The sequence below is a fragment of the Deinococcus piscis genome, assembly GCF_014653275.1.
In the GTDB taxonomy this organism is placed as follows: domain Bacteria; phylum Deinococcota; class Deinococci; order Deinococcales; family Deinococcaceae; genus Deinococcus; species Deinococcus piscis.
The window spans coordinates 1-24648 of the sequence record NZ_BNAL01000021.1 but is presented as its reverse complement, the minus strand read 5'-3'; the positions used below and the strand labels follow the sequence as shown (position 1 = coordinate 24648).

The 24648-nt window shown below is 62.3% G+C and carries 15 protein-coding genes; 7 read left to right on the top strand and 8 right to left on the bottom strand.

From position 1 onward, the window contains the following. Positions 1-56 precede the first annotated feature (56 nt). From IE158_RS08835 to IE158_RS08820, 4 genes are all read right to left on the bottom strand, one after another. The gene (locus IE158_RS08835) at positions 57-1694 is read right to left on the bottom strand and encodes a tyrosine-protein kinase domain-containing protein (protein WP_189643299.1); all 1638 of its coding nucleotides are present in this window, start codon (positions 1692-1694) and stop codon (positions 57-59) included. 273 nt (positions 1695-1967) lie between these two features. Next, complete coding sequence (locus tag IE158_RS08830) at positions 1968-4169, bottom strand: catalase (protein WP_229839019.1); 2202 nt, start codon at positions 4167-4169, stop codon at positions 1968-1970. 231 nt (positions 4170-4400) lie between these two features. Continuing rightward, positions 4401-4664, bottom strand: coding sequence for a metal-sensitive transcriptional regulator (locus tag IE158_RS08825; RefSeq protein WP_189643298.1), 264 nt, complete (start codon positions 4662-4664; stop codon positions 4401-4403). Positions 4665-4725: 61 nt separating this feature from the next. After that, positions 4726-4953, bottom strand: a complete 228-nt coding sequence (locus tag IE158_RS08820) for a CopZ family metallochaperone (protein WP_229839018.1) — start codon at positions 4951-4953, stop codon at positions 4726-4728. 93 nt (positions 4954-5046) lie between these two features. Between IE158_RS08820 and IE158_RS08815 the strand changes: the two genes are divergently transcribed. Next, entirely contained in the window at positions 5047-7575 is a 2529-nt protein-coding gene (locus tag IE158_RS08815; RefSeq protein WP_189643297.1) for a heavy metal translocating P-type ATPase, read from the top strand. On the opposite strand, the gene IE158_RS08810 is transcribed toward IE158_RS08815, so the two are convergent. Next, complete coding sequence (locus IE158_RS08810) at positions 7567-8985, bottom strand: MATE family efflux transporter (protein ID WP_189643296.1); 1419 nt, start codon at positions 8983-8985, stop codon at positions 7567-7569. The genes IE158_RS08815 and IE158_RS08810 overlap by 9 nt on opposite strands. A 116-nt stretch (positions 8986-9101) precedes the next feature. Between IE158_RS08810 and IE158_RS08805 the strand changes: the two genes are divergently transcribed. After that, positions 9102-10115 carry a hypothetical protein gene (locus tag IE158_RS08805; RefSeq protein ID WP_189643295.1) on the top strand — a complete coding sequence of 338 codons (1014 nt, stop codon included), beginning with the start codon at positions 9102-9104 and terminating at the stop codon, positions 10113-10115. A gap of 80 nt (positions 10116-10195) precedes the next feature. On the opposite strand, the gene IE158_RS08800 is transcribed toward IE158_RS08805, so the two are convergent. From IE158_RS08800 to IE158_RS08790, 3 genes are all read right to left on the bottom strand, one after another. Beyond that, on the bottom strand, positions 10196-11407 hold the full coding sequence (locus IE158_RS08800) for an aromatic amino acid transport family protein (protein WP_189643294.1): 1212 nt from the start codon (positions 11405-11407) through the stop codon (positions 10196-10198). Positions 11408-11655: 248 nt separating this feature from the next. Then, entirely contained in the window at positions 11656-12339 is a 684-nt protein-coding gene (locus IE158_RS08795) for a cysteine hydrolase family protein (protein WP_189643293.1), read from the bottom strand. Between the two features lie 669 nt (positions 12340-13008). Then, positions 13009-15942, bottom strand: a complete 2934-nt coding sequence (locus tag IE158_RS08790) for an AAA family ATPase (protein WP_189643292.1) — start codon at positions 15940-15942, stop codon at positions 13009-13011. Positions 15943-16074: 132 nt separating this feature from the next. Here IE158_RS08790 and IE158_RS08785 point away from each other — a divergent pair, with 132 nt between their 5' ends. The 5 genes from IE158_RS08785 to IE158_RS08765 all read left to right on the top strand — a co-directional run. Beyond that, positions 16075-17184, top strand: coding sequence for a site-2 protease family protein (locus tag IE158_RS08785; protein ID WP_189643291.1), 1110 nt, complete (start codon positions 16075-16077; stop codon positions 17182-17184). Between the two features lie 123 nt (positions 17185-17307). Next, positions 17308-20415, top strand: a complete 3108-nt coding sequence (locus IE158_RS08780; protein ID WP_189643290.1) for a lantibiotic dehydratase — start codon at positions 17308-17310, stop codon at positions 20413-20415. Next, positions 20412-21521, top strand: a complete 1110-nt coding sequence (locus IE158_RS08775) for a quinone oxidoreductase family protein (protein ID WP_189643289.1) — start codon at positions 20412-20414, stop codon at positions 21519-21521. The genes IE158_RS08780 and IE158_RS08775 overlap by 4 nt, the downstream gene beginning before the upstream one ends. Then, on the top strand, positions 21518-23344 hold the full coding sequence (locus IE158_RS08770; RefSeq protein ID WP_189643288.1) for an ABC transporter ATP-binding protein: 1827 nt from the start codon (positions 21518-21520) through the stop codon (positions 23342-23344). The genes IE158_RS08775 and IE158_RS08770 overlap by 4 nt, the downstream gene beginning before the upstream one ends. 348 nt (positions 23345-23692) lie before the next feature. Further along, positions 23693-24648, top strand: a 956-nt coding sequence (locus IE158_RS08765) for a DUF819 family protein (protein ID WP_229839017.1), incomplete at its 3' end; no start/stop codon positions are given.

Here is a 24648-nt window from a genome sequence, read left to right as displayed (position 1 = left end):
AGAAAAGGGTGGTTCAGTATCTTAAGCACTGGGCGCGCTTCCGCAGGTCATGGCTTCTAGCCTTCAGCTCGGCTTCTGGGGCTGTAGCTATAGGAATAAGAGTAGCTGCTTTCCGAGCTCTGGCTCTGCTTATTGATGACGAAGCCCAGCAACTTGAGGCCAGCGCGCTCGGCGCGGCGCACAGAGTTGCGCACTGCCCGCAGGTCGGTCTGCCCGGCTTCGGTCACCAGCACCACCCCATCTGCCACCTTTCCGATCACCAGACCGTCGGCCAGGGCCAGCAGCGGAGCGCTGTCAATCAGCACCAGATCGTAGTGGGAGCGCCACAGCTGGATGGCCTCAGACAGCTGGCCTGCGTTCAGCGCACCGAGGCTGTCCTGCATCCCCTGCCCCGCTGGAAGCAGGTGGACATTTTCAGCGGCAGCCAGCACCTGAACATTATGAGGGTCGCGCAGCGCACTGGGCGTATCCTGCGCGCCGCCACTTCCCGTCAGAGACAGCCAGGTGGCAGGCGCACCGTTCATATATTTTTGCCACACCTGCGCCTGCGTTCCACGGCGCAGGTCAGCGTCTATGATCAGCACTTTCTTGCCCGTGCTGCCCAGCGCATCGGCCAGGGTGGCCGTGACACTTGATTTGCCCTCACCAGGAGCTGAGCTGGTCACCATGACCACGGGATGCTCGGTGCCTTGCAGTGCCGAGAGCAGGTTCACCCGCAAAAAGCCGATGGCTTCGTACAGACCGGCCTGTCTGGCGGCGCGGACCAGCCCACCCATCACGAGGTCACGCTGGCGCAGTTTGGGCAGGCTGGCAAGCGTCGGCAGGCCCAGGTCCAGCAGGTCATCTTCGCTGCGTACCTTGCGGTCAGCCACCGCCCTCAGGGTCGCCAGGCCCAGACCCAGCAGCAGACCTACGATGCCCGCCAGCAGCGCATTTCTTAGCGGCTTGGGCTCCACGGGCGACAGGGGCACGATGGCCTCAGAGAGCGGCTGTAACACTCCCGAAATCGACTGCTCCAAAATGCCGACCTGCGTGAGACTTTGCTGCAAAGCCTGCTGGCGGGACACCAGCAGTGCCCTTTCGGGAGTGCCAGCACGCGCCGCCCTGAGCTCCGCAGCGACCTGATTCAGCTGCCCCTCAAAGCCCTGCTGCGCCTGACGCACGCTCGCCAGCGCCCGGTCTTTGTCCCATTCCAGCAGCGACTGGGCCGCCAGATTGGTCAGGGCCTGCGCGGCTTGTGGCGTGTTGGCACGGCCCGAAACTGTGTAGATTCCGTTGCCATACAGGTCCAGCCGCGACGTGAGCCGCACCGTTTCTAGGTTGCGCTCGGCCAACTCCGTCTTGAGATCTTGAACCAAGCGCTGCTGCTCCGGTGCAGGGATAGCAGGACTCCCAGCAATCTTGTCGGTGAGCGGTCCCATCACCGATGTGCTTTGCAGGGCTTCGGCAACGGCACCCTCAGGCAGCGGTGGGGCCTTGACAAGCGCCTCTCCCAGAACACCATCCGCCGCCTGAGCCGAACCGCCCGTCACCAGCAACGACGCCTGGGCCTCATAGACCTCTGGCTGGGACTGGGACCAGAAATAGGCCAAGCCTGCCAGCGCGAGGCTCAGGGCAAGAATCCAGGGAAGTGCACGCCTCAGGCGGTGCCATAGGGTAGTGAGATCTAGTTCCTGTTCATGAGATTGAGTCACAAGTTACCTGTCTACCTTTCAAAACCTCCACCCTTAGCGGATGAGGTGTGCTGTTGGACATCATACGAAAAGATTATGACAAGGCACCCATTGTTGTCTGAGGGCGGTCTGCGGCAGTGCACTGGTATCCAGAGGCCAGGGGCCGGGCCAAACAAAAACTGCAAACGGACCCGGGCGGAATCCGTTCGCAGTCTGCCAGAACGCCTGGCCTACTCCTGCTGACTGCACGTGGTTTTACTGCACGTGGTTTTACTGCACGTGGTTTTACTGCACTTAGTTGCTGATGCGCTTCAGTGCGGGGCGGCCCCAGAAGCGGTGCTGGGACAGGGTCTGGACAAACTCCTCCATGTTGGGGGCGTCAGCACTGAGGATGCCCAGCGCCTTCATCTCGCTCAGGTCCTTGCCGACCAGGGCCGCCAGGTCGGAACCTTGCAGCAGCTGCTGTCCCTCACCATAAGCCGCGATGGGCTTGCCGTGCTTGTACGCTTCGAGCAGGTAAGCATGGGCGTCGCCGTCTTCCAGCAGCGCAGCCACACTCTCAGCACCACCAGGCACGATCACCGCGTCAAACAGGACCATGTGGGAGTTGCTGATGGTTTTCTTGGCCTCAGCGCCGCCGTCCAGCATGCCCAGGTGCTGACCCAGGACTTCGCCCTTGGCCTGCTCGGTTTCCAGAGCCTGCTTGATCTGGTCCACCTGAGCTCCGTCTACCCCATCGGCGGCCAGAATTGCCACCACCCGGTTCCGAATACCTTTGGGCGGCTGGGCTTCCATGCTCAGGCCCTGAGACTTGGTCAGGCCGCCTGAAGCGGTGGGCTGAGCTTCAGCTTTCGCCAGCAGCTCCATTTCTTCGGCGCAGTCGGCAGTGCCGCCCGGCTTGACCACTTCATCAGCGCGGGGAGCTTCGCCCAGGGCCACGGCCACTTGCGAGGCCAGCAGCGGGTGAATCTGCTCCAGATGGTCCAGCATCGCCACGCGTACATGACGGGTCTCTACCTTGCTCAACTCGAATTGCAGCGCTTTGCAGAGGTGCTCGCGCTCAATGGGTTCCAGTGAGTTCCAGAACAGCCGCGCCTGACCGTAGTGGTCGCTGAAGCTTTCGGCTCGCCTGCGCAGCTTCTCGCCGCTGATCTGCTCGGGGTAGCTCACGAAACCGCCCTGCTCACGGGGCACTTCCTGCGGGGAACCGCCATCCAGCGACGCGGGGTGATACGACACGCGGCCAGGATTGATGACGTGGCGCATGAAGCCGTCACGCTGGTTGTTGGCCACCGGGGCCAGGGGGCGGTTGATCGGCAGGTGCTGCCAGTTGGGACCGCCCAGACGAATCAGCTGGGTGTCCAGGTAGGAAAAGAGGCGGCCCTGCATCAGCGGATCACTGGTAAAGTCCATGCCCTGCACCAGGTTGGTGGGCTTGTAGCCGACCTGCTCAGTCTCAGCAAAGAAATTGTCGGGGTTGCGGTTCAGCACCATGCGGCCAATCACTTTGAGGGGCACCAGCTCTTCGGGGACAATCTTGGTGGCGTCCAGAATGTCGAAATCCCAGCCGTCGGCCTCTTCCTGCGTGAACAGCTGCACGGCCAGGTCCCACTCCAGGGTGCCGCCCTGGTCAATGGTTTCCCACATGGCGCGGCGCTGGAAGTCGGGGTCCTTGCCCATGATCTTCTGCGATTCGTCCCACACCAGCGAATGCACGCCGTTCACCGGCTTCCAGTGGTACTTGACGAAGGTGCTCTGGCCCTGGGCATTGATCAGGCGGAAGGTGTGAACGCCAAAGCCCTCCATGGTGTCGAAGTAGCGCGGCAGGGTGCGGTCCGACATCTGCCACATGATCATGTGCATGGCTTCGGGAGTCAGGCTGATGAAGTCCCAGAAAGTATCGTGGGCGCTGGCGGCCTGTGGCATCTCGTGGTGCGGCTCAGGCTTGACAGCGTGGACGAGGTCAGGAAACTTGATGGCGTCCTGAATAAAGAACACCGGGATGTTGTTGCCCACGATGTCCCAGTTGCCTTCGTCGGTATAAAAGCGCACGGCGAACCCGCGCACATCGCGGGGGGTATCCGCCGAGCCACGAAAGCCCGCTACGGTAGAGAACCGAGTAAAGACCGGGGTTTGCTTGCCCACCTCGGTCAGCACTTTGGCCGTGGTGTACTGCTCCAGTGACTCGGTCAGCTCGAAGTAACCGTGGGCCGCCGAACCGCGTGCATGCACGATGCGCTCAGGAATCCGCTCGTGATCAAAGTGGTGAATCTTCTCGCGCAGCAGATGGTCTTCCAGCAGGGTTGGGCCGCGGACGCCAGCTTTGAGAGAATTGAGATCATCGCTGATGGCATGGCCGAAGTTGTCGGTCAAGCGGTCCTTCTCGCTGTGCGGCGCAGTATCACGGGCAAGGTCCTGGGTCTTGCCCGTCTCGTGGTGATGGCCCAACTGCTCGGACTTCTTATCGGATTTAGACGGTTTAGATGGTTTAGGCATGCGTGACTCGCTTTCAGGGAAGAAGAAAGAAGGCGGCAGCCCCTTCTGCAACAGAGTGTCCGGTTTAGGGCACCCAACCCGACTGAGAAAAACCTCACAGGGACGCAGAAAATGGGCTGTGAAACTGACCGCCTTCAGCCTAGCCAATAGGTCCGAGCAGGCGTGAAAAGACGTTAAGAGTGAGCAGAGAGTTGCTGCCCTACCGCTCCCTAGCGCGGAAATCTGCTGGGGTCAGCGGTATTTGAGGGCCTGCATCAGCTCTTCTACAATCTCGGCGGTGTCGCCGCGCTCGCCAGCGGTGGCCACATGGGCCTGCAGATGTCCACGCAGCACCACGTTGCCCGCACCGTCCAGCGCGCCCTGTACAGCCTTGATCTGGCGCAGGACATCTACGCAGTACACCTCCGGCTCGTCCAGCATCCTGACGATGCTCTGAAGGTGACCCTGCGCCACGCTGAGGCGGCGGCGGGCGGCCAGACGCTCGGCTTCAGGCATGCAAAGTGGGCCAGCCGCACAGTGAGCGTGCTCCGGCCCAGACACTGAATCCGTGACCGAATCAGCCACGCGGAGTCGCCACGTAGCCTTCTTCGGCCACCGCCGCGAGCATGGCTGCCTGCTCAGCGTTGCCCTGCACCGTCGCCTTGCCTTCTTCGAGGCTGACCGTGACCACATCTACGCCCGGCACACTGCGCAGCGCCTTTTCGACTGCCGAGACACAGTGCCCACAGCTCATGCCTGCAATGTCCAGCTCGGTCACCATCTGATTGTTCTGAATCTGAGTCATGGGGTCAGCATAATCCAGCGCAGGGGATCAGGAAAAGAAGGCGATGAAGATGGGTTTAATACTCTACCCTCCCCAGGGGGGTAGGATAAAGCCATGACAGCAAAAGAACTGCGGTTTGCGGTAGAAGGGATGACCTGCGCCGCGTGCAGCAGCCGGGTGGAGCGTGCCCTGAACAAAGTGCCAGGCGTAGAGACAGCCAGTGTGAACCTCGCCACCGAGGCGGCCAGTGTGCGCTATGACCCTGCCACCGTAGCGCCTGAGCAGCTGATTCGGGCGGTGCAGGACGCTGGCTATGGCGTCGGCACTGCGACTGCCGATTTTGGCGTGACGGGCATGACCTGCGCCGCCTGCGTGGGCCGGGTAGAGCGGGCACTGAAAAAAACGCCGGGTGTCCTAGATGCCAGCGTGAACCTCGCCACCGAGCGGGCAAGTGTGCGCTACTCGCCCACCATGCTGACCCCAGAGGACCTGTATAGCGCTGTTGAAGCCGCTGGCTACGGAGCCGAGCGGCCACCGCTGGACCACTTGCCCGGCGCTGAAGGAGCCACCGCGCCGAGTCCGCAGCAACAAGCCAGCGCCGGGCTTAGGCGCGACCTGCTGCTGAGTGCGGCTTTTGCCGTGCCGCTCTTTCTGATCAGTATGGGGCCGATGCTGTATCCGCCGCTGCACCACTGGCTGCTGGGTACGGTGGGCGAGGGCGCACTGAACTGGATCATGCTGGCCCTGGCCCTGCCGGTACAGTTCTGGGTGGGGCAGCGCTTTTACCGCTCCGGGTGGGCTGCGCTGCGCCACGGCAGCCCCGACATGAACACGCTGGTAATGATCGGGACCACCGCCGCTTTTGCCTATTCGGCGCTGGTCACGCTGTTCCCCGGCCTGCTGCCGCCCGCTGCCCAGCATGTGTACTTTGAGGCGAGCGGTGTGGTGATCACCCTGGTGCTGCTGGGCAAGTACCTGGAAAGCCTCGCCAAGAGCCGCTCCAGTGGAGCCATGCGGGCCCTGCTGGAACTGCGTCCGCCCGAAGCCTGGCTGCTGGAAGGAGGAACGGTGCAGCGCGTCCCCGCCGAAAGTGTGCGCCGGGGACAGCAGGTGCAGGTCCGCACCGGCGAGCAAGTGCCGGTAGACGGCGTGATCGTGAGCGGGGAATCGTACCTGGACGAGAGCATGCTGACCGGCGAGAGCGTGCCGGTCTCCAAAGGCCCCGGCGATGAGGTGACTGGCGGCACACTGAACGGCTCTGGTCTGCTGACAGTAGAAGCGACCCGCGTGGGCGCAGACTCAGCGCTGGCGCAGATTGTCGCTCTGGTCGAACAGGCGCAGAGCGAGAAGCCCCCGATTCAGGGGCTGGCAGACCGGGTGGTCAGCGTCTTTGTGCCGGTGGTGCTGGTGATTGCCGCTCTGACCTTTGGGGCCTGGCTGCTGTGGGGCGGCGAGGCGGCGGTGTCTCAGGCGCTGATTCACGCCGTGGCCGTGCTGATTATCGCCTGTCCCTGTGCGATGGGCCTGGCCACCCCAGTCAGCGTGATGGTGGGCAGTGGCAAAGCGGCTGAACTGGGCGTGCTGTTCGGTGGAGGCCGGGCCCTGGAAGAACTGCACCGGGTGGATGTGGTCGCGCTGGACAAGACCGGTACGCTCACCGCTGGGCAGCCCTCTCTCACGGCGCTGCACCTTTCCCCTACCGCCGGGCTGGATGACACTCAGGTGCTGGCTCTGGCGGCGAGTGCCGAGACCGGCAGTGACCACCCGCTGGCCCACGCCCTGCTCAGTGCCGCCCAGGAGCGCAGTCTGACCCTGACCCCGGCTGCCCGTGTCAAGACAGAAGCGGGGTACGGCATCGAGGCCGAGGTGGCTGGACACACGGTTCAGCTGGGCGCAGCGCGCTACATGGAGCGGCTGGGGCTGCCCATGGATGCCTGGACCGCAGCACTTGATGAGCTGGGCAGCCAGGCGGCTACCCCGGTCTTTGTGGCGGTGGACGGGAGTATAGCCGCGCTGCTGGGCGTCAGCGACCCCCTCAAACCCGGCAGCCGTGAGGCCGTCGCGCAGCTGCACCGCCAGGGCTACCGGGTGATGATGGTCACGGGTGACAGCTGGGCCACCGCCCGCGCTATCGCTGAGCAGGTGGGCCTGGACCCCCAGAGCGAGGTGCGCGCCGAAGTGCTGCCCGCCGACAAGGCCGCCGTGATTGAAGAGTTGCAGACCCAGGGGCTGAAGGTGGCGATGGTGGGCGACGGCATCAACGACGCTCCGGCTCTGGCCCGCGCTGACGTGGGCGTGGCTCTGGGCACCGGCACCGACGTGGCCGCCCAGACCGCCGACGTGCTGCTGATGTCCGGCGACCTGCGCGGCGTGCCCAACGCAGCCGCCCTCAGCGCCGCCACACTCCGCAACATTCGCATGAATCTGTTCTGGGCTTTTGCCTACAACGTCCTGCTGATTCCGGTGGCCGCCGGACTCTTCACCCGCTGGGGCCTGAGTCTCTCGCCGGTTCTGGCCGCCGCAGCAATGGGCCTGAGCAGCGTCTTTGTCATGAGCAATGCGCTGCGGCTGCGGGGCTTTAGAGCACCTCTGGGCCACCCGGAATCCGCAGGAGCGGGCCTAACGCCAGCCCTTTCACGTTGAAAGTTCGCCAGCGTCCTTGCGGCGTTTCATGCGGGCGGTGAGGCGCAAAAAGCGTGTCAGCTGCAAAATCGCTGCCGCCAAGAGACCCACCAGCAGGCCGTACCACAGGCCCCGGGGCCCCATCTCCAGCACAAAGGCCAACACGTAACCCACCGGCATTCCCAGCACCCAGAAGCTGGTCAGTGACAGCAGCAGCGGCACGCGGGTGTCTTGCAGGCCCCGCAAAGAGGCATTGGCACTGACCTGTACTCCATCCACCACCTGAAACAGCGCGGCAATGGACAGCAGGCTGACTGTGGTGGCCATCAGGGCCGCATTGGCCGGATCACCTGTATTGACGAAGATGCCGATAAACTGCTTTGGCATCAGGGTTTCGAGTAGGGCAAACAGCAGCATCACCCCTGCCGCCAGCCCAATTCCCAGCAGGCCCGCCCGCCGCGCCAGCCGGGGCCGACCCGCACCCGCCGCCAGCGCCACCCGGATGCTGGTGGCCGTGGCCAGTCCCAGCGGAATCATGAACAGGGCCGTAATAATCTGAAAGGCCACGTTGTGCGCGGCCAGGGCCTGATTGCCAAAATTGCCCATCAGCAGCGACACCACACTGAACATGGCGGCTTCTGCCCCCAGGGTCAGGCCAATAGGCCAGCCCAGTGTAAAGAGGCTGCGCACTTCTGGCCCCATCGCAGTGCTTGATGCCAGCGGCTCTGTGCGGCGCAGCACCTGCGGCAGCAAGGTCAGGAACATGACCCAGGCCGCCAGCGCTGAGGCCGTCGCCGCTCCGGCCAGTCCCAGTGACAGCAGCGGTCCCCAGCCAAACGCCAGGGCCGGTGACACCAGAGCCACGGTCAGCACGCCCAGGGCGGCCACCCGCGTGACCACCGCCGGTTGCCCGGTGGCTTCCATCGCCCCCCGCAGCGCCGTAAACAGCAGCACTGCTGGCATGCCGAGCGCGTAGATTCGCAGGTAGCTGGCGACCAGGGCCGTGTCCAGCTCGGGCGGAGCAAAACGCCACAGCTGCGTAGACAGCAGATAGGTGAACGGGAGCATCACCCCAGCAAGCAGCAGTGCCAGCCGGAAACCGGCATGTAGGGCGCGGGTGACGCCTTGCCGGTCACCCGCACCATACGCCGCTGCGGCGCGGGGAGCCACCGCCAGCATCACGCCACTCAGCGCCACGAAAAACAGGTAATAGATGGCGCTGCCATACGCCGCTGCTGCCAATTCTCCCTGGCCGAGTCGGCCAATCACTGCGGTGCTGACCAGGGTCAGGGCATTCGCCGCAAACTGCGAAAGCACCACTGGCCCCGCCAGGCGCACCAGGGCACGCAGCTCGGTGCCGGTATCGTCGGAGGGCTGCGGCGTGGCAGGGTCGGCGCTGGGAATGGCGGAGTGGTCTTCAGGCAACGACATTGGCGGGCAGTCTAAACCATTTGCCCAGCCCAGCCGAGCACCACCGCAAATTGGCTTGCCACGCATCCAAGATGAATCTACTCTGAGAGAAACCACTTCACTTCTCAGGAGACCCTATGAAAAAGACTGCTCTGCTGCTGGCTTCCCTCGCCCTGAGTCTGACTCCCGCCGCTCAGGCCGCAGAACGCGTCCCCGGCACCTGGACCTACTACTCGGCGTCCAGCGACCCTATTACTGATGTGAACACAGGCATGGTGATCGTGGATGAGGTGAACGACCTGACCGGGCGAACCAGTCTGACATTCAAGTGTGCAGATGGTTCTGAACCTGGACTGTGGAGCGTTCTCGATAGTAAGAACCCTCTGTTGGACCCTGAAAATTTGCTTCTGCCTACTGCTACTGTGCGCGTTGGCTCCAGTGCGCCGCAGTTCATCTACGGTGACGCTCTGTACCCCACCACTTTGCATGGTGAAACCCATCCCTCCGCCGTCGGCTTCCCTGAAGGCATCACCCGTGAAATGGCCGCTGGCCTGTTCCGGGGCGAGCGGGTCGTGATTCGGCTGGACCGCGACCCCAGCGTGGGCCGCCAGACCCTGACCTACACTTTCCCAGCCGACGGCTTCAAGGTGGCCTGGAACGCTGTGAACCGCTGTCAGCAAGGCCAGGGAACGCCTGCCGCCGCGCCAGTGGGCCGCGTGTCCGCCCCGGGAGGCACTCGCAGCGGGGAAGCGCCCAAGTTTACGCAGTGGTACTTCACCACCTGCACCGATACTGCCAGTGGTGCCGTCCGCACGCAATTGCGCGCCGGTCAGACCCACCGCTGCCAACTGGTGATTGAGACGGTGCCCAACGGGGCCAAACCAGTGAGCGCGACGTTTACCTATGAGCTGGAATATGTAGAGGCTGGCCGCAGCGGCAAGTTGCAGCTGAACACCCGCGATGTCTGGCAGGCCGGCGGTAGCGGCCCGATTCTGCACCGCACCGAGGGCAACCGCCTGATCTTCAACCTGCCGCTCAATGTCCGCGCCCGCCCCGAACGCCGCTATACCTCAATCAACGTGACGGCCAACCTCAGCTTCGACAACGGCAGCAGCAAAAAGGTGTACGAGAAGCTGCCAGTCCTTCCCTGAGCAGCGGCCCAAGCCAAAGCCGCCGGGTGCATTCCGGCGGCTTTGGCTTGCAGCCATGCCCAGATGTTGGCTACAAGCGTTTAGCCCTGCACTTTGGGAAGGAGGCCAGCTTGCGTCAGCAGCGGAATCAGGATGATGGCGACCCCGGCGGCCAGCGACAGCCAGACTGCCAGCGGGCCGCCAGGCAACCGCGCCTCAGTGGGCCGCTGACGGTGGGCCCGCAGCACCAGCAGCCCCGGCAACAGCACGGTATACAGCACCGCCAGCAGGCCAGCGTACCCCAGCAGCGCCACAAATCCCTGGGGGTAGAGGGTCGCCAGGACGGTAGGCGGCACGAAGGTCAGCAGGCCCAGCCAGAGCCAGCTGCCCCGCGCCGGAAGGCGGGCACCCAGCACATCGCGCAGCGAGTGCAGCAGCGCCAGCCCGACCCCCAGCACTGAAGTGGTCAGGGCCAACCCGGAAAATGCCCGCACGCCCTGGCTAAGTGCAGCGCTCCCAGTGGCCTGACCGACTGCAGCGCTGAGCTGCTCCAGGTCACCCACTCGCAGCAGCTCAGCCTGCGGAATCAGGCCATGAATGGCGAGCTGCCACAGCAGGTAGACCGCCAGCGGCAGCCCGGTTCCCCACAGGATGGCGCGGCGCAGTTCGCGCTGCTTTCCCCCCAGATACTCGGTCACGCTCGGCATCACGGCATGAAAGCCAAATGCCGTGAAAAAGACCGGCAAGGCCGAAAAATAAAGGGCCGTTTGCTGCGGTGCCGTCAGGAGCAGCTGGGGAGCAGTGCGCGGCAACACCACCGCCAGAATCAGCCCAAAGACCGCCAGCTTGAGGACGAACAAAACCCGCGTCAGCCCATCAACGCTGCGGGTGCCCAGCAGCACAGCCGCCGCCACCAGCAGCGCATACAGGACGCTGCCGCCAGCACTACCCAGAGGCATCAGGCCACTGAGCAGGCTGCCGCCCCCACTGACATAGGCCGCTGAAATCGCGTACATGAACAGCAGCAGGATGACGGTCACGGCCCACTTCCCAGCCGGACCGAAGTAGTGCCCCGCCAGACTGGCCAGCCCCTCATGCGGCGAGTGGTGACGGTAGACCTCGGCAAATTGCAGCGCTGTGTACGCGGAAAGTGCCCACATGCTGAGCAGGGCCAGCGTGGTCAGGCCAAAACCCATGCCTGCTGAGGTCAGGGGCATGGCCAGCATCCCCGCTCCGATGGTGGTTCCAGCAATAATCAGGGCACTGCCCAAGGTACGGCCCGCCTGCGGCGTCTGTGCGAAATGTTCAGTCATGACAGTGTGGCTCCCTTGCGCTCAGCCTCTCGTCTCCGAACTGCGCGGGTTCGGCGATGAGAGGCCACACTAAAGAACCTGCGCCCAGCAAGTCAATCACCTGCACCGCCGCTCAGCTGGACTGGGCCCCGAACTTTCCACCGCCGACGGGGAGTCCAGGGAAATGTGGCCCTGGACTCAGGACCATGCGGGCGGGGCTGCGGAGTCAGCGCCGCCCCAAACGACCTGCCTAGTTCAGCCTGCCCGATTCAGCCTGATTGGGCTACGGGCCAGCGCACCTCTGAGACCACTTCAGCACCCGTGCGGGCCAGCTGATAGAGAAACAGAGAGTGATACAGGTCGGCAGGATGGTCAGGAGCGTCCCAGGTCTGGGCACAGTTGGCGGGCAGCACGATTCGCTGACCCAGGCCCCGGTGCTGTGAGCGCGTCAGCAAGTGCAGGCCCAGGCTATACAGGCACAGGTCGGTCACGTCCCCGATCACGATCAGGGTCTGCGGCGCAGTGCTTTCCAGCCAGCGCTCCAGTTCCGGCGTGTGGTGACTGGCAATGGAGTTCTTATAAAAGTAGGAAAATTTGCCCGCTGCCGGCAGGTCCAGCAACTCAGTCACCCACTCGGCTTCAGAGGTGCCCTGCACGCAGTGAGGCGGATAGGCCCGGAACTCCTCAGCATCTGCCGGGTGGGCGTCGGCCATCATGCCGATATGGGCGGCAGGCAACCCAGCTTCTAGCCCCTGCGCAATCAGGCGGGCGCTGGGCCCGATGATGCCTTCTACGCGGGGGCTGGCCAGGGCACCCTCACGCGCAAAGCCATTGAGAATGTCCACCGCCACCACCGCCACGGAGGCCAGGTCCGTACTGCCGAGGTCCAGCACCGGGCGCTCGGCCAGCCAGCGGCTCACTTCATCTAGATGGGACTGCACAGGTTGGGTCATAGACCCAGTGTAGTCATAGGCGCAGCGTAGAGCGCAGCAGACGGCGTGTCGCCCAGAGGCCACTCCGGTTCGGTGTAGCTTTTCGCCCGGCCCAGAGGGGATATTCGCAGCCCCAAACAGCATACCCGGACCCCTGAATTCGCTGCAGGCACACGCCGCTGTCTCCCTCGTCTCTGCCGCACCATCTGGCCTGTCTCCGCCGTGTCCCCTGCCGGAAACTAGAGTCATACCAAAGGAGAAAAAGACATGAAAAAAATCATTGCTCTCGTTATTACCGCCCTAGCCTGTACCGCCCCTCACGCTGCTGCCGAAGCTGCCGTAGCCGTACAACAAAGCGGGCGTCCGATTGATCAGCTTGATCTGCCTAAGCCGCCCGTTCCAGACCGCCCACCGGCTCAGCCACCCGCTCAGCCACACCCCTAAGCCTGACTGAAGTACCGAAGCGCAACGGAGATCATTTTGGAAAAGTACACGGCGACGCTGAGGGAATACTACTTGGCGCAAATCAATGAAGTGCTGCTCCGGAATGGGTACTGCGATACCAACATCAGTTTTGAACAAGTGCAGCAGCAACACTCAGAAATCACGAGATTTTCAAGCACACTCCGTGGGCCCGACAGAATCAAGATGTTTTCCTCTCTGGAGGGCCTCAGCAATCTTCAAAGTCAGTCAAATTAGGTCATACTCTTGAGGCTTACCCAAGTCTTCACTGACCATCATTCTCAAATATTTTTTGTAATAAATTCTCGCTTTATCGGATTTTTCCAATTTTTTGAGTCTTTCTATTAATCCTTCATAGTACATAGGATTCATGGAGTCAAGTCTGACCAAGGCCTCTAAGCCCAGTGTATTTGATTCATCTTCATTAGAAATCCAGAGCGCTGCCTCTTCTATCAAATCTTGTATTTCCAACCTTAATTCCTCGGCCCATTCCTCCCCAATACTTTCCAAGAAGCGGTTGGTACAGTGCTCCAAGAGAGCAGCCACCGCTTCTTGGTCTTTTTGTTCTACGGCTTGTCGCAGTTCTCCATAGTCCGTTTGCCAGACCATGCTGCTGCCCAGCTGATACACCCCTTGGCGGAATGGCAACGGGTCTTCCGCTGTATTTAGAATCTGGCTCAGCTGGTGGCGCAAACGGCGAACGATGACTTTGAAGTAGTCAATGTTCTTGGGATCGGCGTCACCATCCCACATGGCGTCAACCAGCATGTCACGGGAGGACGCGCCCCGCGTTGCCAGCAGGATCAGCAGTTCACGTCCGCGCTTGTGCGAGAGGGTGTGCTCTTCGCCGCCAAAGCTCAGGGAGAAGTGGTCGCCCATAATCTTGAGGTGGCCTCCCTGCGGCTCACGGGCCTGAGGGATACGGACAGGCGCAGGCTGGGCTTTCCCGCCACCCAGGCCCCCCAGCACCTGTGCCAGCTGCGGCATGTAGGGCATATCCGCTTGGAGCAGACTGATCCCTCCCAATTTGGCGCTCAGTTCACGGACACATTGCACGCTGGCTCCCTCCCGGCCCTCTTGCAGCTCGGCTTCCGCCAACAAAGCCTGAGCCCGCAGCAGCTCTGCCCCATCAAGGCGGTCTACGGCCTGCTCTAGAGATTGCCGCGCCTGCTCCGTTTCGCCGCTAAGCAGGAGCATCATGCCCCGCCAAAGCAGACCATAATCACTCTCTCCAACCGCGGGCCAAGGGTCAGTCTGAGGGCTCCAAGTACCCAAACGGAGGTCCACTTCATACCGTTTGAGCGATGCCCGCTCATAAATATCTTGCCGTTTCGGCTGGGTCTGAAGGGCCAGAGTTTCGAGTGTCTGGGCCGCTTCTGTCAGTTCCAGGTTCCACAAGTGCAGGTCGGCGACCAGCTCAAGCAGGTGAGCCTGCTCCCACTGAAAGGCATGGGGATGACCCCCAATCACCTGCTGCACCTCGCGGTAGGCCGCCCAAGCTTCTTCGTAGCGTCCCTGAAGTACCAGGCCGTTCATCACTTCCCAGGACACCAGCGCCATACCGTGCAGCGCCCCCGCATCCCGGTACAGCTGAAAAGCCTGCCGGCCATAGTCCACTGCCGCCTCAGGTTGCCAGGCCACCGCCGCGATAATCGCCGCAAAGTGGTACAGCTGGGCCAGTGCCACGGGGTCATCCGACTGAATACGCTGAATTCCCGCTTGTGCCTGCACCCAGGCCTGCTCGATGTCGCCCCCAAGCCACAGCGCACGCAGCTGAGCATTGTGAAGGCGAATGGTCCAGTCATAGCCAGAGAGCAGCGGACGTTCCAGTCCTTGCTGCGCCCTTTGGAGGGCCACCGCGTAGTTCCCCTGATCGGTTTCCCACTCGGCCAAAGCTTTGGCAACTGCAGGGTTGTCGTGGCCGCTTTGGCTCAAACGCTCAACCATTTCGGCAACTTCCGCCGTGCGGTGCAGGCGGCTATAGATGCTCATCATCAGTCCCTGAATCTGGGGCGGCAACTCCTGCCAGGCATACGGCTCCAGGAGCTCCGCCGCCACCGCATGTTCCGAACGCTGGGTCAGGTCAAACAGGAGCTGATAAAGCACGCGGTGTTCTTCTGCACAGGCCCCAGCTTTTCTGTAGGCGTCCAGGGCACTGTACAAGTCTTGTTCGGCTTCCAGCAGTCGCCCTGTTGCCGCGAAGAGGGCGGGGGCAACTGGCGTCTTTGCCAGGTCTTTCTTGAGCTCCTTGAGGAGCAGGCGGTGCGGCTTGTAGTCTCCTTGGCCCAGGGGAGCCAGGGGCAGTCCTATGCGGGCGGCGTACTCCAGCCAACCGGGAGGCAGGTCCGCGCCTATTTGCCGCGCACGTTCTTCGCTCCAGATGGACAGAGGGCCGACCTGGTTGAACCGGTCCCGCCATTCACCCGGCAGCTGCTCTATCAGGCCCCGAATCAGTTCCGCCGGGGACAGGTATTCCTTGGCCTGAGCACTGACCAGCGCCATGCCCGCTGGCCAGCCTTCCAGAGAGTCGTGCAGCTGCTCATGCTCTTTTTCGAGTCCTCTGGCGGAGAGATAGGCCGTGGACTCCTGCGGCGTAAAGGCCAACTGGCTGGCTCCCAGGATCATCAGCTCGTCTCTGAAAGCCAGGCGGCTGAGGTTCACAGGCAGTCCTTCATAGCCGCCCAGCAGGAGTTGGTGTCCTTCAGGCAAACACTCTAGGAAGGTTTCCAGCCACTCGCCGCTCGTTTTGGAGAGGTACTGCGCCTGATCCAGAATGATTCGCAGGTTGTCAGGCGTATCTACCAGGTCCTCAGCCAGTGCAACGGCCATGTCCTGGCTGTAGGCGGCGTCCTGAAGCGTGCGCTCAAATCTGCTGAGCTTCAGATCCGGCAAGGTGGTTTGCAAGCTGAAGGCCAGGGCGCGGGCCAGGATCAGGGGGTCAGCCATTTCGCCCGATAGCGAAAGCCAGCTGCAACTGCGCTGTGATACGCGGGCATATTGCGCCAGCAAGATGGTCTTGCCATACCCAGACGGAGCCATCAGGGCAATCAGCTTGGCTTCGCTGGCCTGCTCCAACGTGGACAGTAGAGGTAAACGTGAGAGCTCGTGTCGCAGAGGACGCGGCACACGCACGCCCAGACGCCACCGTTGAGTATGTTCCATGATTCCTCCCCAGATGTGCCCAGCATATCGCGCTGTCCCTGAGATGTTTTGGGGGGGCATGAACGTGTCTCTAGGCCGTCTCTGAGCGGGGGCTACTCTGCTGGCCAAGTCAACACTCTTGGAGGGCTCATTATGCTGACACAACTTGGACTTACCACCTCCTCTTCGTGGGTCGCCAAAGTGGCGCGGCCTTTGTTGAGGACAGGCCGCATCGGGGGGCTGATTCTGCTGGCCACCCTGCCCTACAACCGCTTCGACGACCTGGCGTTTACTGGTCTTCAGGCCCTGGTCTGCTTGGCCCTCTTCCTGCCGGTGCTTGTCTTTGTCCATGAGCTGGGCCACGCCGCCGCCGCACGTCAAGCAGGCGCACGTGTCAGGGGAATGAGCATTGGCCCATTCAAGGTTGATCTGCGCGGCGGGGCAAAAGCTTATCTCAGCAGCTACCGCCCCGACGGTGGACAGGTCATTCTCTCGCTGGAAGACCGCGCCATTGAGGCGCAGGCCATGCGCTCTATTTCCCTGGCCGGTCCCCTGGTGAACCTGACCCTGGCGGCTGCCTCTTATCTGGCGCTTACGCTCAGCACCCCAGCTTGGCCTGCGGCCTTGCTGGCTGCCCTCTTTGTCTTTAGTGCCGCCAATGCCGCCATCGGGCTGCTGAACCTGGTCCCGACTTTTGAACGGGGGCTGTTTTTCACTGACGGCGACTCCATTCTCAAATTCAGCGGCGCTGAGCGGGACACCAGCGCCCTGGCCATCGGTGTTTTCAGCAATCTGATGGCGGACGGCGAGCTCTCGCCCGCAGTCCTGGCGAGGGTCAAAGCCCAGGCGCTGGGCCGCGACGTAAACAGCTACCTGTTCGCGCTGGCGCTTTATCAGAGCAGCCAGGGCCAGGGCGACCTGCGCCAAGCGGCCTACTACGCCAGCCAGATGGTGCAGGCGTCGGCAGAATTACCCGAAGCCCAGCAGGACCTGGCCCACGCGTACGCTGCCCTGGCCCGCCCGAACCTGACGGGGCCGCAGCTCCAAGCCGTCATGCACCGCTGCACCAAAGCTGGAACGCGCCTTCTCAAAGCCCAGGGCACCTGGCAGCTGCTTCAGATGCGCTTGGCGCAGCAGCTGGGGCAGGCGGGCGAAGCCGAGCACTACCGGCGCGAAGGCCTGCGGCAAGCACAGAACTACCAACGCTCCACCCTGTCCAAGATCAATGCCTACGAACTCAGCGCCCTCAGCGCACCTGCGTAAATTTGCTCCATTCATTCTTTTCATTCTTTGAGCTCAGTTTCATTTTTTAAGCCCGATTCAAATTCTATGTAGACCCGATTCAAGCCCGATTCAACCTCAATTCGAAAGCCATGAGGAGACCCTATGCACACCACGATTGAACTTGGCCTTGCCCCAGCCGTCATGCTCCGCACGCCCCTGTTTCCGGTCAATTATCTAGAAGCATTTCTCTCTGATACCGCAGACCGCACCGCCCAACTCGAACAGCTGCGCGAGGACACCGCCTTTATGGAAGCGCTGACCATCGCCTCGCCCACGCTCGCAGGCGAACTGAGGCTCCTGGACAGCAGCTTTGCCGAAAAGCGCCGCGACAGCCTGTTCATGGGAGTCACCCGCTACCTCTTTCGGGCGACGACGCGCTGCACCCCATTTGGCCTGTTTGCGGGCGTAAGCCACCTGCCTCTGGGCGAGAGCACAGCCGTGAGCATCGCCGGTCAGGCCGAGCACACCAAGACGCTGCGCATCGACGCCCAGGAAGTCTGGAAGATGGTGAAATCCTTTGAGGACTTGGCTGCGCCAGCAGAGCAGCTCACGGTGTACAGCAATCCCACCGCTTACCGCGTCAGCGGACGCCTGCGCCTGCCGTACCAGGACACCTATGGCCAAGGCCGTGAAAGCCAGCAGCTGTCCATCCGGACCACGCCCGTGGTCGAACGCATTTTGGAACTGGCCCAGGCCCCAGTGCCCCTCGCGCACTTGATTGATCAGCTGGCGAGCGAATACCCGGATGTCCCACGGGAAAACATCAAAGTTTTTACGCTGCACCTCTTCAAAGAGCAGCTGCTTTTGAGCGATCTGCGCCCGCCCCTGACAGAGACCGACCCCCTGGCGTACCTCAGGAACCATGCGCAGGGCGCGCCAGCAGACCAGGTCCGCAAGATGGATGACCTGCTCGAAAAAACCCGCCTGTATAGCAGTTCACCCATCGGCGGCGGCGAGCAGCACCTGCGGGACATTCTCAGCGCCCTGGAATTTGCCGAGGGGCAAGCTCAGCAGCATCTGCAGGTGGACACCCGGCTCAAGGCAGCGGGTTCCTTTAGTCAGCAGGACTACAGCGAGATCAAAGAAGCCATCACCGCTTTGTGCCGTATCCTGCCCTCGCCTGCCCAGACACGCCTTTCGGCCTACGCCGACGACTTTTTGACCCGCTATGGCAACCGCGAAGTGCCGCTGCTGGAGATGCTTGATCCTCAGTACGGCCTGGGCGCACCTGCGGGCTACCACAACCCCGCCTCACCGCGCACCTTTAGGCCGCACACCGAACGCACGCACCTGTTCAAGGTGCTGGCCGCAGCGGGCGAGGGCGGCGCCGTAGACCTTCAGCAGCTCTTCCCCGAAGACCCCAGTGAGGCGGTGCCGCTCCCAGAGAGCGTGGACGTGTTTATGCGGTACGGCTACGCTGGCGGCCAGGAACTGCTCGTTATTGACGGCATCAGTGGTCCAGGGGCCAACACCTTCGGGCGCTTCACGCACATCGAACCCGAGCTGCACCGTCACTGGCAGGCGCGGGCGGCAGCGGAAGAAGCAGCGGACCATCTCATTGTCAGCGACCTGGTCTACGCCGAAAGCGCGGGCCATGCCAACAATGTTGCCATTCACGCACCGATTTATCAGCATCAGACGGCGGTGGCCTGCACGCCCGGCGTGCCTTTTGAGCAGCATGTGCCGCTGAACGACATCATGGTGGGGGTACAAGGAGGAAAGTTCTATCTGCGCTCACGGAGCCGGGGTGTCCAGCTGCTGTTCCGCACGCCTCATGTGCTCAACCCTGAGCTGGCCCCGAACCCTGTGCGGTTCCTTCAGGAAGTCAGCCAGTCCTACGCATCCCACCCGCCTTACTGGAGCTGGGAAGAAGCCGAAGAGCTCCGTAGCCTGCCGCGCGTCACCTATGGCCGGGTGGTGATTTCTCCCGCCCGCTGGCAGCTGAGCAAAGACATCAAAGAATCCCCAGACTTTGGCGCAGCCTTGCAGGAGGAGCGCCAGAGCCGCAACATCCCGCGCTTTGTGCACGCCGGAAGCGGAGACAATCAGCTGCTGCTGGACCTCGACAATGACCTCTGCGTGCAGTTGCTGGCCCAAATTGTCCGCAAGGAGTCGGCCACCTTGTCCGAAGCCCTGGTCACCTTCGGCCAGTTCTCTGTCCACTCACCGCAGGGCCAGCATGCCGCCCAGTACATCATTTCGTTTGATCTGGGGCGCCCTGAGCTGCCAGCTGTTCCTACCGGCTTTGCCGAAACCCCTGCTGACGCTGAACGCTGGGTGCTGCCCTTCCAGGGAGCCGTCTACCTCAAGCTGTACGGTCCCCAGGACATGCAGGACGATGTGATTGCTGCCCTGCGCGCCCGAATGCTGACCACGCAGGAGTTCCCGCTTGGCTTGCCGCAGGACGACTGGTTCTTTATTCGGTACGCGGACCCCGAGCATCATCTGCGCTGGCGCATATTGGGTGAAGGCGAAGCATTCACGCGCCTGGCTTATATCCTCTTGGAAGAGGTCGCGGCCCTGCATGCGGCTGGCCTGCTGACCCGCGTGGAGATTGCCAGTTACGAAAGAGAACTGGAGCGCTACGGCGGCGAGTCCGGCATCCGGCTCAATGAGCAGATTTTTGCGGCGGACAGTGCCTGGCTGGTGGAGTGCCTCTCGCGTGGCCTCCCCACAGGTGATCAGCGGATTCCCTACATCGCGGCCACGCTCGACGTGCTGCTGCACAGCCTGAGCTACGGAGCCAGGGAACGGCAGTGGGTGCTCGAAACTGCCTGCGAAGGCTACCGCGCTGAATTCGTGCCCAGCTCAATGAGTGCCGAGCAACTGGAGAAATTGCTCAGCGAGGACGTCCGCCGGTTCCGCAAGCTGCTGTGGCAAGAGTTGGCGCTCTTCTATCCCAGTGACGGCTCCGCTGGCGCATACGGCGTGGAGCGTCTCCGGGAGCGCCTGGCTCCCCTGGTGCCTACCCTGCACCAGCAGTACGACCCGGCCACGGCCCCCGACAAAGCAGCGGTGCTGCTGACCAGCCTGACGCATATGCACGCCAACCGCGCACAACTGGACCGCTTGCAGGAGTTCCGGGCACTGCACCTGCTGCTGAAATCGCACCAGGGCTTCAAGCACCACCTGCCCCAAGGCATTCATCCGCTCAGCTTCTCGGCCCAGTGGGCCGGCCACTCAGGCGTCCAGCCGGAGGTACACGCATGAGAACACTCGCTATCGTTGGACATCAGGCCCAGGCCCTTCACCCTCACCTGAACGTCAAACCCCTGACCATCAAAGATATTGACCTTCAGTGCGCCTTGGTGCCCATGCCTGCGGCGCAGCCACGCCCTGACCAACTGCGGGGGCGGCAGGTGCTGGTGAGGACAGAAGCCTTCTCCTGCAATTACCGCGACCAGGGCCTACTGCTGGAAGCCTATCTGGGCAATCCGGACACTTGCCTTTGGCCCATCGGCTCCGAGTTCTGCGGCACCGTGCAGGCCACGGGACCAGAGGTCCAGGGACTGAAACCAGGGGACCGGGTGCTTGGCAACAACGCCTATATTGGCAACCAATTCGTGCAGGCCCAGAGCCTAGGCGTGGTCACCAACAACGCCTCTTTGGAGTACCAGATTTATCCCCAGGAGCAGCTGCTGCGGGTGCCAGACTGCATGGACTCGCTGACCGCTGCGGGCTTTTCGCTCGGCGCTCAGACAGCTTACTCGATGGTCCGCAAGGCGCGGCTTCAGCGGGGAGACCATGTGCTGATCATGTCCGCCACTTCGAACACGTCGCTGTTCATCCTGGGGGCGCTCCACGCCCGGGGCATCGAAATGACGCTCTGCTCCTCCTCCACCAAGGCCGCCGAGATTGCCGCGCAGTACGGAGCCGCCTTCATTCCAGTCAGCGACCACACCGAAGAAAGGCTACGCAGCAGGGCCCAGGAAATTGGGGGCTTCTGCGCTGTTCTGGACCCGTTTATGGATATGAATGCGGGTATTGCCTTGCCTGCGCTGCGGCCCGGGGGGCGCTACGTGACCTGCGGATTTCTGAACCAGGTCAAGCACGACTACGACTATCAGGCCCCGCACCGAACCCTGCTGTACGACCTCATTGGGCAGGGCATCGTGAACAATATCGAGCTGCACTTCAACTGCCTGGGCGAAACCCGGGACCTGGAAGCGGCACTGGACGATTACCGCCAGGGAAAACTGACCATCTTGATTGACAGCGTTTTTGGCGAAGGTCAGGAAAAATTCTTTCTGGAGCGCACTTTCGAGAACCGTGAGCGGCTCGGCAAAGTGATCTTCCATTACGGGGGGCAAGCATGACACTTTTGACCTCACTGCGCCAGCAGCTTCAGCTCTATGCCAGGACGCTTCAGCTTGTCTGGGCCGCCAATTCAAGGATGAGCTTCTGGGTGATCCTGCTCACGCTGCTGCGCGCCCTGGCACCGGTGGTCAACCTGTACGTGGCCAAAATGCTGCTGGACACCGTCGCTGCGGTGTTGCAGGGCACCGCCGCCGGAGACCCCTGGACCATGCTGGTGTCTGCGTTGGGCTTGCAGGTCGTCGCCCTGGGCGGATTCGCGCTGGTCAGCCATATCTCGCAGGCCGCGACAGAGCTGCTGGCCGAAGATCTGAAGCAACACTGCACCCGCCTGATTCTGCACAAGGCGACCCGCCTGGAAGTGCCGCAATTTGAAGATGCTGACGTTCACAACAGCATCAAGCGCGCCCTGAGTGATGTGGGCATGCGCCCGCTGAGTGCCATGGTGCAGGCGATTACGCTGATCCAGACCCTCATTACTCTGCTCACATTGACGGCCATTTTGCTCAAACTGGGCGGCACCATCGCCCTGCTGCTGCTGGCGGCGGCAGTGCCTTTGGCCTGGGTGTCGTTCTATTACAACAAGTCGTCCCTGGATGTGGATGTGGCCTTTACCGAAAGTGCGCGGATGCAGGGCTATCTGGCTGCGGTGATGACCTCAGACCAGGCCGTCAAGGAACTGCGAATCTTCCCGATGGCAAACCACCTGATGCAGCGCTGGCAGGAGCATTACGGCCGGTACAGACAAGCGCTCACAGCGCTGATCAGGAACCGGACGGCGGCGCACAGCATTACGGCCACCTTGTCCACCCTGTTCACGGGGGGAGCCACCCTGCTCATTCTCAAGCGGGTGGTGGAGCAGAGCATTACCGTGGGGGACTTTATGTTCCTGACAGGCGGCATTACCCAGCTGCAAGCCCAGTTCACCGCGCTGGCCAACTTTTTCGCCAAATCGCACGAGAACCTGCTGTATATGGAGCAGTTCTTCGCCTTCACCGACCTGGAGTACCGCGACCCCGATCAAGGCGAGCTGTGGCAAGGAGAGATTCACGACATCGAATTTGACCGTGTCTCCTTTACCTACCCCCTGACGGACCGGCGTGTGCTCAGCGACATCTCTTTCCGGGCCACCAGAGGCGAAGTGGTAGCCATCGTGGGCGAGAACGGCGCGGGCAAATCCACCCTGATCAAGCTGCTGACCTGCCTGTACAGCCCGACCTCAGGCACCATCCGCTTCAACGGCAAAGACATCAGCCGCTACAGCCGCTCCAGCCTTCAGCACCACATCAGCGCCATCTTCCAAGATTTCGGCCAGTATCACCTGGCAGCGTCCGAGAACATCACCGCCGGGTCGCCTGTCAACGCTGCAAACCTGGAGCTGTCCAGCCGTATCTCTGGCGCCAACCTCTTTCTCGAAAAGCTGCCCAAGCAGTTCAGCAATATGCTGGGCCGCACCTTTACCGACGGCGTCCAGCTGTCTGGAGGACAGTGGCAGCGCATCGCTCTGGCCCGGATGTACTACAAGAAAGCGTCTCTCTACATCCTCGATGAGCCTACGTCCGCCCTGGATTCACATGCCGAAGAGAACATCATCACCGGCATGGAACAGCACAAGAGCGGCAAAATCTCTATCCTCATCACGCACCGCATGAATACGGCCTCCCGCGCCGATCAGATCATCGTGCTGGAGCAGGGCCACATCATCGAGCGCGGGCAGCACGCCGAGCTGATGCGTTCCGGGGCCACCTACGCCGAGATGTACAACATCCAGGCCATGAGCTTTTCTCTCCCGGCCCAGCCCAGTTCGCTGGCCGCCACGGCCTGAAGGTTCCCCTGCCCTGAGCGGGCCACCTGTCCCAGCACAGCCTTCCTAGAACGGTCTCCCAGACCTAGAACGAAAACCCAGTAGCCAGTAGAGCGTGGCCGTGACTGTCAGAGTCCACCACGCTCTACTGGGCTTTGTTTCTTGGTTGCCTGATTGGCTCAGGCTGTGCCAGTTTGTGCCGCGCTAGAGGCACGTTCAGAGCGAATCCCCTACCGTGTCCACTCTGCCGGACGGGCAATCCTAAGCCGTAAACTGGTCCGTATCGCAACCCAGACAGCTTGAATGTCAGACGGCTCATGGCCCCACCTGTCTGGTAGGCTTCGGCCCAAAGAAAGGACGGTTACCTCTGTGAATACCCTCATTCCACCCGAAAATGTCCTGCTGCTGGGAGCTTTTGTGATGATTGCGGCGACAGCGGCCATCTTGCTGGAGCAAAAGGCGAGCTGGGCGGCCCGGATTCCTGGAGCGGTCATCGCCCTGCTCATTGCCCTTGCCGCCTCCAATCTGGGCCTGGTCCCAACCAGCTCTCCGGTGTATGACGCCGTCTGGTCCTACGTCGTCCCCCTAGCGATTCCGCTGCTGCTGTTCCAGATTGACCTGCATTCCGTCTTCCGGGAAAGCCGCCGCCTGCTGGGGCTATTTCTGATCAGCTCGGTGGGGACAGCGCTGGGAGCCATCCTGGGCTATCTGCTGCTGCGCGGTGCCATTCCCGAACTCGACAAGATTGCAGCGACCATTGCCGCTTCCTATACCGGGGGAGGAGTCAACTTTGCGGCCATGACGGCCCGCCTCAACCCTTCCGAGGCCATGGTGGCGTCCACCATCGTGGCCGACAACCTGATGATGGCGCTGTATTTCGTCATTCTGATCACGCTGGCGGCGTCCGGCTGGGTCCGGCGGCGCTGGGGCAGTCCCTATCAGGACGCAGTGGACCAGCGGGCCGCTGAGGGAACAGCCCTCAGTCCAGCCGCCGACTACTGGAAGCCGAAGGAGATTTCGCTGGCTGATATTGCCACCTCCTTGGCCGCTGGTATAGCCCTGGTGGCTGTCGCCTTTGGCCTGTCGGATGTCCTCAAAGGCGTCTTCGGTGAGCCGCAGGGGGTGGCCGCCACCCTGCTGGCCAGTCTGGTCACCGACCGCTACTTGCTGCTGACCACCCTGACCTTTTTGGCCGTGCTGCTGTTCCCCAAGCAGCTCAAGTCGCTCCACGGCAGTCAGGAGCTGGGGACCTATTTCATCTCAGTAGGTGACAACTTCACTTCCAGCCCCTCCTGGTGGGCAAAAAGGCTGGGTCAGCAGGTCTA